The following is a 12,622-nucleotide window of genomic DNA, read 5'->3' on the forward strand; positions in this document are numbered from 1 at the left end:
CCGAGGAGAAGCCGAGCAGGTGCTGGGCGACGGCAAGGCAGAGCAGTTCGGCGTCGCTCAGCACTGGTTTCCGGCCCGGCCGGCGGTCCCTGGACACGCCAAGGTCCGGCAGGACATGGGCATCCAAGTAGACGTACAGTGTGGTCAGGAGAGTGTTTAGTTGAGAGTTCACAGACCCGGCTTAACACTCTCCGCCTTACTTTAAAAGCACCCGCGCCCGCGCAAGGCAATAGGACTTACTCATCTGTGAGTGGACACCGCGGATGCTCCCGCGATGTCCACCCCGGACGGCGAGCGTCGCTCGTGGAGGACCTCGGACCTGGGCTACATCATGGGGCGACCTGGAGCTGCGTGTTGCCCACGAACGGCGGGATGAATCCCGGAAGAGTCATATACGTCCCGACAGTGCCGGTGTAGTGCCCATAGGTGTCGGGTACTGTGATGGTCGTCTCGAAGCCTCCCAGTCCGTTCAGCGTAACCCCGGTAATGGTGAGGGTCCCCCCGCTGTCGGTCCAGGTCACGTCGCCGGAGTCGACCGCGGCGCCTTCTCCGGCGTGGCCGCAATCCGATCCTTTGTAATCACCTGTGCCGCCCTGGTCAAGCTCGATCCATAGCCACACTCCGCCGCCGTTATGACCGCTAACGTTGGCCGACAGTTCGACCTGGTACACCGCCGTGTGCCCGTAGGCGGAGGCGGGTGCGGCCAAACCAAGACCGCCTGCCACAAGACCCACCGATGCCGAGAGAGCCAAGGCCGCCTTGCGTCCTGCTGATACCGTTCCTGAAGTTTTCACATCCTGCTCCGATTGACAGTCTTCATACCGTCGGAAGGCCCAGAATCACTTCCGTTGTGCGAGGACTCCCACCATGGTCCCCAACAGCGTGTCACCCGATGATTGTAGGGATCCCGTTTGGCCCAGAAAGGGTCATAAGGCACTATTCGGCCGCGGATTCGTGCATGGCGCCCCCGGCGATGGCCTTGAATTAGGGGCTAACAAGGGTATCGACAACCCTTATGAGGGTTATTTTCGCGGGTGTACCTTGGGCCGCAAGGGTCAGGGACTATGAATTGAATCGAAGGCATCCATGTCCGCCAACCTGAGCACCAACGGCTTTAGCCGACGTTTCCGAAGGTGCCTTGTGGCCGCGCTCCTAGGCATCGGGTTGCTCGGCCTCCCTGCAGCTTCCGGACATGCGCTTCGCATCGACGGCGGGGTGGCCGTCCGCGTTTCGCGGAACGGTCCGGCAGCCCAGCCGAACAGTTGGGGCCAGTTACCCCTTGAATCCCGCGAACTCTGGAAGTTCCGCCTTATCAGGAACCGCTGAGAAACCAGTACACCTGGAGGCTGTGGCATCCAACCATCCAATAAGGGGCTTCCAGGCCTACACGAGTCCAACCACAAGTCCGCGACTAGCGGACGCACACAACAAAGGAGGAAATCATGGCAGTCGCGATAATCATGGAGTTCGACGGGACAACCCTTGAACAATATGACGAGATCAATAGGAAGATGGGGCTTTCCCCGGCCGGCCCAGGGCCCGCCGGTTCAATTTCCCATTGGGCGACGGCTACCGACAAGGGCCTACTGGTCACGGACGTCTGGGAAAGCCGCGAGCAGTTCGATGCCTTCGCCGAGGAGAAAATCGGACCGCTCAGCATGGAGTTGGGCTTCGCGGAACCACCGATTGTGACCTCCCACGACGTGCACAACTACTTCACAGCCAACCCTGTTGGCCGGACCCCTTAAGTCCTTCATGTCGGCTGGAAGACTACTTGGGAGCTGCCGCTCCTACGGCGAATTAGGGATTGCTGACAGGAAAGCGTGAGAGCAAAAGCGTGCTGAAGAAGCCCGGCTCGTCACCGGAGGGAGGCCGGCGGCCGGGAGGACCCTTCAGCATGATCCCTAATGCATCGACGCTGCGAAATACAGGCGCTGGCGGTCTTATGGTCTCACCGTCCCCACCACATCCCCGGCGGTACCGCCGGCAGACGATAGGAAAAACCATGAAAAAGACCATGCTCGCGCTCATCGCGGTCCTTATCCTGATATTCGGAACACCCGTTGAAGCCACTGCGGCGACCACCAGTAACTCAAGGGACTACAGCGCCCTCGCGGCCGAGTGGTGGACCTGGGCGCTGACGCAGCCCGTCCCGACCAACCCCCTCCTTGATACCACCGGAGCTCAATGCGGAAACCAGCAAAGCGGAAACATCTGGTTCCTTGGCGGGCTTTTCAATGCGGACGGAACCGTGACGCGCAGTTGCACTATCCCGTCGCACACCAGTGTCTTCTTCCCGCTAGCCAACTACGTCGATGTGGAATATGCCGTGGACAACGTGCCGGCTAAAACGGTCCGTTCCTTCTCCGACTTCGTGCAGTCCGGGGCCAGCAACCTGGCGGTAGTGCTCGACGGAAAGTCGATGGCCAGCACCATCCAGTTCGAGCACTCCAACCTTTTCAGCTTCGCCATGCCAGACAACAACGTCTTCGGCGCCCCGGCCGGTTTCATGAATCCCTGCGCCGACTCCGGATACTACGCCCTGCTGAACAACCTGCCCTCCGGCTCCCATACCCTGGTGTTCAGCGGGACGCTGACGCAGCCCGGCAGGACACCCTCCACCATCACAGCGACGTACCATTTGAGCGTCACCAGCTAGCGCAGACGACTCGGACTGGCTTCATGCATCCGGGGTAGCCAGCCGTCTGGCTACCCCGGACCTGGCGCCCGCACGCTCGCTTCCCCGAGCCCGTGTGAAGCCTAGGGGCAATGACTACGGGAATACCAATGAACACGAGTCCGGCTCTTTGCGCCCTTGGTGTCCTGTCTGCGGCGGTAGGCACCGCCAGTCGATGACCCAGACCAGGCGAATAGCCCCCAACGCGGAGTGGGTCCTGATGTACCGCAAGGGCATCACCGCACCGAAGATCGCCGCAGGTGCGGGTGTCGCAGAGTCGGTGGTCCGCTACCACCTGGCGATTGCAGCCAAGCGTGACCCCGGTCTGCGCACGGAGCATCAGGCCGCGCTGCCTGCACGGCGGACGCGGGTTACGGACGCCGGCCAGCGTTGGTGCCTGCAGCTTCGTCTCCGCCGGGTGCTTCTTCCGGCGGCGCCACTTCTCCTGCCGCGCCGTCCTGGGTGTTTCCGTTCGACCGGCCTGCTGCTCCGGCCGCTGACGGAAACCAGGCGCTGGCCGTCAACACCACCAACGGCTCGGTGGCGTACAGCGTGGCATTCGCGCTGGTGTGGGCCGATGACGGGGAGCCCGTGACAACCACCAACGAGGCCCACGCCTTCGCCAACTGCATGGGCTGCGCCGCGGTTGTCGTGGGGTTCCAGGTGGTCCTGGTGATGGGCCAGAACTGCCTCGCCTACGCCGTGGCGAGCCAGCTGGTCCTTACCCTCGACGGACCGCTGGAGGGGGACCGCAAGCAGCAGCTCGAGGCCCTGTGGGCGCGGATCGCGGAGTATGGGCGGAACATCCAGGACGTGCCGCTCTCAGACATCCAAGCGACGCTTACAGGGTACAAGGAGCAGATCACGGCCATAATCAAGGGCACATCGGTTTCGCCGGGTTCCAGTGCGACGGCTCCTGCCACGTCTTCCGCGACGGCCGGGCCTGGCACTGGTCCTTCCCCGGAGCCGACTTCGACATTCGTGGAACGCGGTCTGTCCGCACCGGCCGCCGCACCCGGCGAAACCTTCGCGCCTGCCCCGGCAGCGACTGAAGCAGCCACCGCACCGGCGGGCCAGTACGGGGAAGGCGGCCAGCCGACGTCGTCCGTTGACTATGCGACGCCTGCTCCCACATCCAGCGCCGGCTGAAACTGGCCTTCGTGCAGCACGCAGGACGCAGAACGCCCCTGGCAACCGTGCCAGGGGCGTTCTGCGCGGGTGACGCCTACTCTTGCTAATCGGCGAGTTCCGCTTCGGGGCCTCGACCGGCGCCTTAGCCAGATCATCGATGCCCGTGTCGAGGTATTCCTTGTCGAACTTCGCATTGATTCCAGCCATACTGTCCTCCTGGTGCTCGGGTGGGGGACTTTCACTGGGGACTTGACTCCTCCGCGGCGTGCGGGGCGAACGTCTGCGCCGCGGACGCAGGCAGCGTCCGGGCAGTGGGCTGGCATCCATGGGGTGGCGGCAACAGGCCGGAAGTCGTGGCCCGAACCGCCGATGAGTCAGTTCCGGAAGCTTCGCGCCGCCCTCGGACACTGCCGCCGTGTTTGGAATGAATAGGGGCGAGCGGCCACTTATGTTCGTTTAGGCTGGCGCTGTGCCCGAATCATTCGCCGACATGCTGTCGTACGCCCTGACTACGCTTTTTGGTGCAGCCGCAGGGATCCTTGCCGAGAAATTCCTAAACGTTTCCGGGCGGTTGATACTTCCGCTGTGGCACGGAACCGTTGGGAAGCTATATCGTCGCCGTAGAAACCAGCGGGAAGCCAAGCTGATTGGTTTCTCTGAAACTTTCTCTGTCGGCGCCGCCAAGCATCAGATCTACGTCCGGCAGTTCTCTCCCAGAGGGTTCGCGCCCGGTCATCTGAAGGCGAGCAGGGTTCCCGACCAGCCGGCTGCGTACCTCATGAGGAACCTTCGGGAGCCGCTCCGGCCCGCCCTGCCTGATGATCTCGAGACGGCGATCGAGGCCAAACGGTTGGAACTGCAAAGCGCGCCTGAGGCCTGGAATGCCGAGAAATTTGCCCTTCGACGGATACGGGTCTCCCGGACCGGCAACCATGAGGAACCGACGATCGACCTCGGATATGCGGTCACCGATTACGCAGCCTTTCAGGTGGTTGCAGGTGCATGGGAACGCCACTACAAGAATCTCGACGGCGTAATCCAGGACCTGCGCGCGGATGACCTGTGGGATGTCCTTCCGGGGTTGTCCAATTCATTCGGTGTAAACCTCACCCTTGAGACCGCGGACGATCACCTGCTCCTGGCACGCCGAAGCGACAAGGCCAACAGTGCAAGGAACCTGCGCCACGTGGCCGTCAATGAAGGAATGTCCCTGGAAGATATTGACCCAAGAACTGATCTGCCGGATCCGTATCTGACTGCCGTTCGTGGTATCGAGGAGGAATTGGGCATCGACTTGGCGGAAGAACCGGGAGCCAGGGGCAGGATTACCTTCCACAGCCTTGTTTGCGATGTCACGCGATATGAATGGGCATTGTTGGGGCACGTTGACCTTCGCCAGACGAAATGGACTAATGCGGCTATCCAGGGAGCAAGGAAGTTGGGCGCTGCACCTGATGATTGGGAATCGAACAAGTTAGCGTTCGTCCCTTTCGACGCAAAATCCATCGAGGCAGTCCTGGAGGACGACTCGGATTGGGTTGGGCACGGGTATATAAACGTCCTGCTGTCGGCAATTTTCCGGCTCAGGAGTAACAGGGCCGCATTCATTAACAGGGCGCGGGAGACCCTCATGCGAAGTTGACGGCACCCGCAGCGCATCGTACAGCAACGCTGGCGCCGAGCGCTAGGACCGTGCTTGTGCCGGCCTCATGTCCAAAAATCGTCCGCCTTGGCCGTGTCGTCGAAGTATTCCCGGCCCTCCACGACTTTGCCGTCGCGGATCACGAAGGCGATAGCGGTTTCGGCGTCCATGGTTTTGCCGTTGCTTTGGGCATGGCTTTGCTGGAGCCCGATGGTGTGGTTTTCGCCGCCGACGATATCCTGTACCGTCGCCCGGAATGAGCCTTGGGAGCGTGTGCCAAGCTCACCGAAATAGGCCAGGACAGCGTCCCGGCCCTGCTTCTTTCCGGACAATACGCCGCTGCCGGCCGCATACCAGACGGCGTCCTCGGCGAAGATGTCGGAAAGTGTCCCTACATCTCCTGCGTTGAAGGCCTCATACCCACGGCGCACCAGTTCCGCGTCTTCCTGAGCACCCATCTCACGTCCACCAACCTCTCCATTGATTCTTAGTGATGCGTGGCAAATTAAGGCTAGGCCGCCCGTGGGTCACTGTCGACGCAAAATTAAGCAAGGAACCCTTCCCGGCCGGCGGTTACCAGGGCCACCCCTACCCCTCGGCTCTGGCGGCTTCCAGGATGGCTGCCGCCTGGGCCGCCAGGCCCGCCGCCGCGGTGCTGAGTCCTTGGGCTTCAGCCCTGGCCAGTTCGAGGAGGCCTGCCGCGATCAGGGTTTGGATGGCCATGCATCTGGATTCCAGGTCCACTGCGCCGGTCATGGCAGAGGCGGTTTTCAGGCTGAGGAGGGCGTCCATTGCGGCTTCATCGTCCTCGTCCCTGAGCGCGGCCAGGAGGCGTTGCGCCCGGCCGGGGAGCATGTCGAAGTAGTCGGTGAGGAACCGGTAGGCGATCGCCGTGCTGGCCACGTGGAGGGCGAGGGTCCGGATCGGCTGCGGGTTGAACAACGCCTGCGGTTCAGGCATTGCCGGCCTTGGCGGCAGACGCCTTGGTGGGGGATTTACGCCAGATACTTCTGAGCATCCCGATGACCAGGATGGCCGGGGCTCCGTACATGAGGGTATTGAGCACCACGGGCTGCCGGAGGGCGCGGATGGCTTCTCCGGCGTAGGGGACGGTGAGGACGTGCCTGTCCACGGTGGGGGTGCTGATGGTTGCCAGCCAGGGGTCAACGCCGTTGTTGGCATCGCCCTTGGTCTGGACGACATAGGTCCCGTCCGGCTTTGCCGTCACCTCGGCCACGCGGTGCGTTTCGACGCGCTGGTCCTCGACGGGGATGTGGTACGTGATGATGTCTCCAACTTTGATGTCGGCCACCGGCACGGGCCGGGTCACGACGATATCGCCCGGGTTGATCAGCGGGGACATTGAACCGGTCAGCATCGTGGAGGTCTGGTAGCCGAGGACGCGGGGGCCGACGGCGAGGGCCAGGAACGCCGCGACCGCCAGGAGCAGCAAGGTGGTTGCCATGGCGGAAGCGGCGCGGCGCAGGACCCTGACGGTGGTGCCGGCGCCGGAACGGGGACCCGCACCGCCTGCCTCCGCTGCCGTTGCAGGGGGCAGGTGGGGGCTGTCGATGGCGGTGCTCATGGGTGGGTCCTCGTTCCGGCGCCAGGTCTTGAAGGTGCTACTTGGAGACAGCGGTGCGCTGGGTAGCGGTGAACGTGAATCCGACGGTGCTTGTCAGTCCCTGGAAGGTGTTGTCGGCCGAAGCGGGCAGGGCCGTGGTGACCTTGAGGTTGTCGGTCTTCGTGGAGGTCAGTGCGGTCAGGTTCGCCAGGGTCTTGGCGGTGCCGGTGATGATGGGTCCGCTGGCGAGCACGGTGGACTGGGTCCCTGTGCAGGCGTAGGCGCCGGCGGTTCCGGTCCACGGGACGCTGCAGTTTTCGATGGTCAGCTGCAGGCCGTTGGTGGCGTCGGTGGTCAGCAGGGACCCGGTGGCGCCGGCGTCCGTTGCGAGGGTGACGTTGTTCAGGTCGGAGTTGCCGGTGTTCGAGAGCTTGACGAGCTTTTCGGTCTTGTCCCCGGGCAGCATGCCGGTAATGGGGACGTTGAGGGTGTTGTCGACTCCGGCGGCGGGCAGTGCAATGGTGACGGTACCGTCGGTGACAGCCTGGCTGGCGGTGGTGGTGGAGGTGAAGGCACCGAAGGTGCCCAGGCCGGCGACGCCGGCGGCCGTTCCGACCAGTGCCACTGAAGCGACGATCTTGCCGGCGGTGGTGTTCAAGCTGATGCCCATGATGAGTCCTCTGCGTCGGGGCCTTCCCCCCATAGGGCCGGCCGCGGTTGTTCCAGACCCGATCGGCCTGTCTGGAACAACTCTGGCGTTGAAAAATCAAGGAATTTCCCTGCCGGCAATCAAGAGTCCGTCAATGTTTCTGCAGGTCAGGCACCGGTTGCTGCCACCGGTTTTTCCGGAGGCGAATTTCGGCCAACATGATGCTCCCTTGACCGCTTCTTGAGGTCGGAACGAAATTGTTGGAACGGGCACAGCAATCGGCGCGCGGAAAACCGCGCCCCGCTCTACCGAAGGGACCGGCGTTGCAATCATTCAGGCGCGGAGGGCGCCGGGGGCAGATCCTGCTCGCCGGGGCCCTGGCCGCATGCCTGCTCGCCGGAGCCCCTGCCGCGAACGCCGTGTTCACCAGGATCCTCAACGCCGGGACCACCACCATGGGGACCTACAAGCTTGCCAGCCCCACCGGAAACACCGTCAGCGTCACCTGCACGCCCAACGGCGGGGGCAGCGGCAAGTTCCGGCTGACGATCACTGTGACCAACCATGGCACGGTAGCCAAGGCCAACAACTACGTCCTGAACGTCAAGGATTCAGCCGGGCTCGCGGCCGCTCCCGTCACGCTTTCCCCGGGCGGGACGTACACGGCGCCCAGCCCCGGAGCCAAATGGACCTACAGCATCGACGCGCAATACATCGTGCCGGGGACCAGCTACGCCTGGAGCAGCACCCCCAACCCAGTTACCGTCTGCTGAAAGCGCTGCAGGAGACCATTCTGCGACACGCGGAACCCTCCTAACCGCTAGCTGCCCGTCCCTTGGCCAGGGTTTCCGCCCACCATGCCAGCCCTTCCGCGAGGGCCTGCAGCTTCGGCTCAATCGGCCCGAACACGCTGAAGTCGGCAGGATCCTTCGACTGCATGGCGGGGCGGATGATCTCCGGAAGAATGTGCACGGCCTGGCGAATTGGAGCCATCTCCAGTTCCACGGCCACCATTCGCAGCTGCTCTATCACCCGGGCCCCGCCCACGCCGCCCCAGCCGACGAAGGCCACCGGTTTGCGCCGCCACTCCACGAAAGTGTGGTCGATGGCGTTCTTCAGCACCGCCGGGTAGCCGTGGTTGTACTCGCCGGTCAGGATGACGAAGCCATCGGCTTCATCCAGCTTCCGGCCCAGCCGCGCCACGTCCTCATTCGGGTAGTTGCGTTTCGTCACGGACGGCGGCTTCTGGTCGAAGAACGGCAGCGGATAATCGCGCAGGTCCACCAGCTCCACCTCGAACCCGTGGTCCTGCAGCCGCGCGAGCACCCACGGGACCACACGTTCGTTGAACCGCCCGGTCCTGGTGGTTCCCATGATGACCTGGATCCTGGACATGGACTCCTCCTGCAGCTGAACCGCTAAATCCCTGATGGAAAAACGCACCCACCGCCGCCGTTATTTCACCCGCTCCGGCGGCCCGCCGCCGTCGTCCGCGCCGCCGGAACGCGGGACCGGCGGAGCCACGCTGTGCCATCATCAATACCCATAGGGCCAGCGGAGCCGTGGGATGCCCGATGGTCGAAGCACGGAGGAGGGGCGCCCCATGTGCCGGTTGTTCGGGCTCCATGCCGGGTCCCGGCCGGTCCGCGCCACGTTCTGGCTCCTGGACGCCCCGGACAGCCTGTCCGAGCAGAGCAGGAAGGAACCCGACGGCGCGGGGATCGGCACCTTCGATGCCGACGGCGGCGCCCGGGTGGGCAAGCGGCCGCTCGCCGCCTGGGAGGACCGCGCCTTCGCCCGCGAGGCGCGGCAGCTGGCCAGCACCACCTTTTTGGCCCACGTCCGCTACGCGAGCACCGGTGCCCGCACCATGGCGAACACCCACCCCTTCGAGCAGGACGGCCGGTTGTTCGCCCACAACGGCGCCTTCCACGGACTGGCCCGGCTCGAGGAACGCCTCCAGGACCTCGGCGTGGCACAGCTGGTGCACGGCCAGACCGACAGCGAACGCCTCTTCGCCCTCATCACGGCAGAGAGCCGCCGGGCCGGCGGTGACGTGACCGAAGGCATCGCACGGGCCGTCGGCTGGGCCGCCGCGGAGCTGCCCGTCCTGGCCCTGAACATCATCGTGACGACGGCCACCGACCTCTGGGCGCTCCGTTACCCGGCCGTCCACGAGCTGTACGTCCTGGAACGGGACCCCTCGGCCGAGCCCGCCCCGGCAGCGCCGCTGGACGCCAGAAGCCGCCGGATCCACTCCCGAAGCACCGAACTCTCCGACGTCCCATCGGTCCTGTTCGCCACCGAACGAATGAACCAGAACCCAGGATGGCGGCCCATGGCGCCGGGGGAACTGGTCCATGTCGGGCCGGATCTGGTGGTGACCTCCACCTTTCCCTTCCCGGACCAACCCGCCCATCAGCTCACGCTCGCCGACCTCGCACCGTCCGCTGCGGCGTCGCAAACGTCCTGACGGTCGGCGTTCATTTCAGGCGCCTGTATACGCGAGGAAGGCCCCCGCCCCGGCGTTCCGGGACAGGGGCCTGTGGATGGCTAGGGTCAGCCGGCTGCCGGTGCCGAGGCCCCCGGTTCCAGGGTGTACTGCTTGGGCAGCTTCAGCGACCGCTCCGCCATGACCTCACGCAGCAGGTTGGGGTAGTCGGTGATGAGCCCGTCAACGCCGTCGTCCATGAGCTTGCGCATGGTGGGCTTGTCGTCCACCGTCCAGGGGATGACCTGCATGCCCTTGGCGTGGGCGCGGGCCACCATGTCCGCGGTGACGTAGGGGACGTAGCCGGGGTCGGTGACCTTTCCGTTCTGGGGCGTGCCGTGGACGGGGGAGACAGCGTCGAAGCCCAGGGAGGCGGCGGCGTCCACCAGGTCTCCGCCGAAGTCGTCCGAGTCAATGCCGCCCAGCCACGGTGAGGCGCCGGGCATGCCAGCCTGCAGGAAGTCCTTGTTGGTCAGGGCCACCGTGCGGATGCCAGGCTGGCGCTCCTTGACCAGGCGCAGGGAACCCCAGTCGAAGCTCTCGATGGACACCCGCTCGGCCATGTGCGCGGCATTGATCTCGCGCAGCGCCACGTCCACGAACTGTTCGCGCGGGGCCGTCTGCTCGGGGGCCCCGGCCTCCACCTTGGTCTCGATGTTGAACTTCACCTGGCTGGCCCGGTACCGGTTGGCCAGGTCGAAGACCTCGGCGAGCGTGGGCATCTTGGCGCCCGGCGACGCCTGCTGGCCCGGGAACTGCGGCAGGGTCTGGGAACCGCAGTCCAGGCTGCGCACCTGCGCGAACGTCAGGTCCTTGATGTACTTGCCCACGTACGGGAACTGGGGGTCCCCCGGCGTCACGGGGGCGGTGTCCTGGCACTTCTGGCCGCTGATCTTGCGGTCATGGGTGATGACCTCGCGGCCGTCCCTGGTGATCTGCAGGTCCAGCTCCAGGGTGGAGACGCCTGTCTCGATGCCCTTGGCGAAGGAGGCCAGGGTGGATTCGACCGTCAGGCCGATGCCGCCGCGGTGGGCCTGCAGGTCAAAGTGGTTGTCGGTGCCGTTGGGGTTGGTGTCCGCCGCCTGGGCCGGGAGGGATGTTCCCAGGGCCAGGCCGGTGCACATGGCGGCTGCGGTCAGCAGCTTTGCGTACTTCATCAGAAAAACTCCAAGTTGGGGAGGGGATCGGCCCCGTTGGCGGGACCTGGCGTCACTGTTCCCACCCACGGGAAATGCCCGGCGACCCCCAGGCAAACAGGCCATGACCAACAGGCGAACGGAAATTCACGCGCTGACCAGCCCAAACACGTTGCGGGGGGAGTGGTCCCATGCAGGCACCGAGTGTTCACCACCGCGCCAACAGCGGTTAATTACCGCCAAGTAACTTCGGAACCTCCGGCCAAAACCCACCCCCCGAGAGGCTCCCCCCAATGAGCACGTCCCCCACCCGAGGCATCCTCACGGCCGCCGCCGCCCTCATCCTGGCGGCGTCGGCAATCGGCGGCACCGCCGTCGCCCAGGCAGCAGGCAACAACGGCAACGGCGCTGCCCCCGGCACCGGCGCCCACGCCACAACGGACACGGCCCTGGCGGACGCCTTCACCGCCGTCGACCGGAACACGGCCTGGAAGCAGACGTCCAAGCTGAAGCTGAACTTCCCCACCTACCACACCGAGGGCATCGCCTACAGCGAAGACCACATCTTCCTGTCCGCCGTCCAGATCATCGAACCGACCACCAAATTCCCCACCCCGCAGGACGGCTTCGACCGGACCCCCGGCAAGGGCATCGGCCACCTGTTCGTCATGGACAAGGCCGGCAACCTCCAGAAGGACATCACCCTGGGGGAGGGCGACATGTACCACCCCGGCGGCATCGACTTCGACGGCACCAGCGTCTGGGTCCCCGTGGCCCAGTACCGGCCAAACAGCAGCGCCATCATCTACCGCATCGACGCCGCCACCCTCGACGTGCACAAGCAGTTCGAGGTGCCGGACCACTTCGGCGGCATCGTCATGGACAAGCAGACCGGCCGCCTGGTGGGCAACACCTGGGGCTCCCGCCGCTTCGCCGAATGGGACCTCAAGGGCAAGCAGCTTGCCACCTGGGAGAACCCCAACTACTTCATCGACTACCAGGACTGCCAGTACGTGCCCGGCTCCAGGATGCTCTGCGGCGGCATCACCAACCTCCCGCAGACCCCGGCCGCCCGCGGCACCGGTGCCACCTACGAGCTCGGTGGCATGGCCATGATCGACCTGAAATCCCGCAGCGTGATCCGCGACGTGCCGTTCCAGCAGTGGTCCACCGCCGGCCACGTGGCCACCCGCAACCCCTTCAAAATGACTGCCGACGCCGGCCACCTCACCATGACGGTCGCCCCGGACAACGGCGAAGAAGGCAACGGCACCGAAATCCTCACCTACGAAGCCGACGTCACCCCGGCGCAGTAACTCCCCATCAGGAAAC

At 64.8% G+C, this 12,622-nt stretch carries 14 protein-coding genes and 1 pseudogene; 7 read left to right on the forward strand and 8 right to left on the reverse strand.

Annotated elements, in window-relative coordinates; all coding sequences use genetic code 11:
• A pseudogene (locus ACYSM9_RS16670) lies at nucleotides 1-172 on the reverse strand (IS982 family transposase); the annotation flags it as partial.
• A 157-nt stretch (nucleotides 173-329) separates the two neighbouring features.
• Nucleotides 330-794, reverse strand: coding sequence for a hypothetical protein (locus tag ACYSM9_RS16675; RefSeq protein WP_461858072.1), 465 nt, complete (start codon nucleotides 792-794; stop codon nucleotides 330-332).
• 648 nt (nucleotides 795-1,442) lie between these two features.
• Here ACYSM9_RS16675 and ACYSM9_RS16680 point away from each other — a divergent pair.
• The 4 genes from ACYSM9_RS16680 to ACYSM9_RS16695 all read left to right on the forward strand — a co-directional run bounded on the left by ACYSM9_RS16680 (nucleotide 1,443) and on the right by ACYSM9_RS16695 (nucleotide 5,450).
• Entirely contained in the window at nucleotides 1,443-1,748 is a 306-nt protein-coding gene (locus ACYSM9_RS16680; protein WP_461858073.1) for a hypothetical protein, read from the forward strand.
• 257 nt (nucleotides 1,749-2,005) lie between these two features.
• The gene (locus ACYSM9_RS16685) at nucleotides 2,006-2,659 is read left to right on the forward strand and encodes a hypothetical protein (protein WP_461858074.1); all 654 of its coding nucleotides are present in this window, start codon (nucleotides 2,006-2,008) and stop codon (nucleotides 2,657-2,659) included.
• A 411-nt stretch (nucleotides 2,660-3,070) separates the two neighbouring features.
• Nucleotides 3,071-3,826 (forward strand): hypothetical protein, encoded by a 756-nt coding sequence (locus ACYSM9_RS16690; protein WP_461858075.1) that lies wholly within the window; start codon nucleotides 3,071-3,073, stop codon nucleotides 3,824-3,826.
• A 451-nt stretch (nucleotides 3,827-4,277) separates the two neighbouring features.
• Nucleotides 4,278-5,450, forward strand: coding sequence for a hypothetical protein (locus ACYSM9_RS16695; protein WP_461858076.1), 1,173 nt, complete (start codon nucleotides 4,278-4,280; stop codon nucleotides 5,448-5,450).
• 65 nt (nucleotides 5,451-5,515) lie between these two features.
• Here ACYSM9_RS16695 and ACYSM9_RS16700 read toward each other — a convergent pair whose 3' ends face one another.
• From ACYSM9_RS16700 to ACYSM9_RS16715, 4 genes are all read right to left on the reverse strand, one after another.
• Nucleotides 5,516-5,908 carry a nuclear transport factor 2 family protein gene (locus ACYSM9_RS16700; RefSeq protein WP_461858077.1) on the reverse strand — a complete coding sequence of 131 codons (393 nt, stop codon included), beginning with the start codon at nucleotides 5,906-5,908 and terminating at the stop codon, nucleotides 5,516-5,518.
• Between the two features lie 130 nt (nucleotides 5,909-6,038).
• Nucleotides 6,039-6,410, reverse strand: coding sequence for an Hpt domain-containing protein (locus tag ACYSM9_RS16705; RefSeq protein WP_461858078.1), 372 nt, complete (start codon nucleotides 6,408-6,410; stop codon nucleotides 6,039-6,041).
• Nucleotides 6,403-7,035 carry a signal peptidase I gene (locus ACYSM9_RS16710; protein ID WP_461858079.1) on the reverse strand — a complete coding sequence of 211 codons (633 nt, stop codon included), beginning with the start codon at nucleotides 7,033-7,035 and terminating at the stop codon, nucleotides 6,403-6,405. The genes ACYSM9_RS16705 and ACYSM9_RS16710 overlap by 8 nt, the downstream gene beginning before the upstream one ends.
• Before the next feature lie 37 nt (nucleotides 7,036-7,072).
• Nucleotides 7,073-7,684 (reverse strand): TasA family protein, encoded by a 612-nt coding sequence (locus ACYSM9_RS16715; RefSeq protein WP_461858080.1) that lies wholly within the window; start codon nucleotides 7,682-7,684, stop codon nucleotides 7,073-7,075.
• Nucleotides 7,685-7,986: 302 nt separating this feature from the next.
• Between ACYSM9_RS16715 and ACYSM9_RS16720 the strand changes: the two genes are divergently transcribed.
• A complete protein-coding gene (locus ACYSM9_RS16720; RefSeq protein WP_461858081.1) occupies nucleotides 7,987-8,436 on the forward strand; it encodes a hypothetical protein in 450 nt (149 codons plus the stop codon).
• A gap of 40 nt (nucleotides 8,437-8,476) precedes the next feature.
• Here the strand turns inward: ACYSM9_RS16720 and ACYSM9_RS16725 are convergent, their stop codons facing one another.
• Nucleotides 8,477-9,058, reverse strand: a complete 582-nt coding sequence (locus ACYSM9_RS16725; protein ID WP_461858082.1) for an NADPH-dependent FMN reductase — start codon at nucleotides 9,056-9,058, stop codon at nucleotides 8,477-8,479.
• Between the two features lie 208 nt (nucleotides 9,059-9,266).
• Between ACYSM9_RS16725 and ACYSM9_RS16730 the strand changes: the two genes are divergently transcribed.
• A complete protein-coding gene (locus ACYSM9_RS16730; RefSeq protein WP_461858083.1) occupies nucleotides 9,267-10,136 on the forward strand; it encodes a class II glutamine amidotransferase in 870 nt (289 codons plus the stop codon).
• Nucleotides 10,137-10,222: 86 nt separating this feature from the next.
• On the opposite strand, the gene ACYSM9_RS16735 is transcribed toward ACYSM9_RS16730, so the two are convergent.
• On the reverse strand, nucleotides 10,223-11,311 hold the full coding sequence (locus ACYSM9_RS16735; protein WP_461858084.1) for a glycerophosphodiester phosphodiesterase: 1,089 nt from the start codon (nucleotides 11,309-11,311) through the stop codon (nucleotides 10,223-10,225).
• A gap of 272 nt (nucleotides 11,312-11,583) precedes the next feature.
• Between ACYSM9_RS16735 and ACYSM9_RS16740 the strand changes: the two genes are divergently transcribed.
• A complete protein-coding gene (locus ACYSM9_RS16740) occupies nucleotides 11,584-12,606 on the forward strand; it encodes a DUF6454 family protein (RefSeq protein ID WP_461858085.1) in 1,023 nt (340 codons plus the stop codon).
• The last annotated feature ends 16 nt before the right edge of the window (nucleotides 12,607-12,622 follow it).

The organism is Arthrobacter sp. C152, from assembly GCF_054890965.1.